The organism is Paenibacillus athensensis, assembly GCF_004514475.2.
GTDB classification, from domain to species: domain Bacteria; phylum Bacillota; class Bacilli; order Paenibacillales; family NBRC-103111; genus Paenibacillus_AL; species Paenibacillus_AL athensensis.
Genome location: NZ_MYFO02000034.1, coordinates 1 through 910, shown reverse-complemented (window position 1 = coordinate 910; position 910 = coordinate 1). Strand labels below are relative to the sequence as shown.

Annotated in this window: 1 rRNA gene; it reads left to right on the top strand. The window is 53.3% G+C overall.

From position 1 onward, the window contains the following. Positions 1 to 910: ribosomal RNA gene (locus tag B5M42_RS25000) — 23S ribosomal RNA — on the top strand; the annotation flags it as partial.

Genomic DNA, 910 nt, shown 5'->3' with positions numbered 1-910 from the left:
GGTGAAGAAGTCTGGAAAGGCTCGGCAAAGAGGGTAACAGCCCCGTAGCCAAAAACAAGCGCAAGCCTAGAGGGATCCTGAGTACGGCGGGACACGTGAAACCCCGTCGGAATCCGGCAGGACCATCTGCCAAGGCTAAATACTCCCTAGCGACCGATAGTGAAGCAGTACCGTGAGGGAAAGGTGAAAAGCACCGCGGAAGCGGAGTGAAACAGAACCTGAAACCGTGTGCTTACAAAAAGTCAGAGCCCGTTCATGGGTGATGGCGTGCCTTTTGTAGAATGAACCGGCGAGTTACGTTTGCATGCGAGGTTAAGTCGAAGAGACGGAGCCGCAGCGAAAGCGAGTCTGAATAGGGCGAATGAGTATGTAGGCGTAGACCCGAAACCGTGTGATCTACCCCTGCCCAGGGTGAAGGTGAGGTAACACTCACTGGAGGCCCGAACCCACGAATGTTGAAAAATTCGGGGATGAGGTGGGGGTAGCGGAGAAATTCCAATCGAACTCGGAGATAGCTGGTTCTCCCCGAAATAGCTTTAGGGCTAGCCTCGGATGTTCAGTTGTGGAGGTAAAGCACTGATTGGGTGCGGGGCCCGCCAAGGGTTACCAAGTCCAGTCAAACTCTGAATGCCACAAACTGTAGTCCGGGAGTCAGACAGTGAGTGCTAAGATCCATTGTCAAAAGGGAAACAGCCCAGACCATCAGCTAAGGTCCCCCAGTGCGTGTTAAGTGGGAAAGGATGTGGAGTTGCACAGACAACCAGGATGTTGGCTTAGAAGCAGCCACCATTGAAAGAGTGCGTAATAGCTCACTGGTCGAGTGACTCTGCGCCGAAAATGTAACGGGGCTAAATACGCCACCGAAGCTATGGCAGCAGCAATGTTGGGTAGGGGAGCGTTGAATACGGAT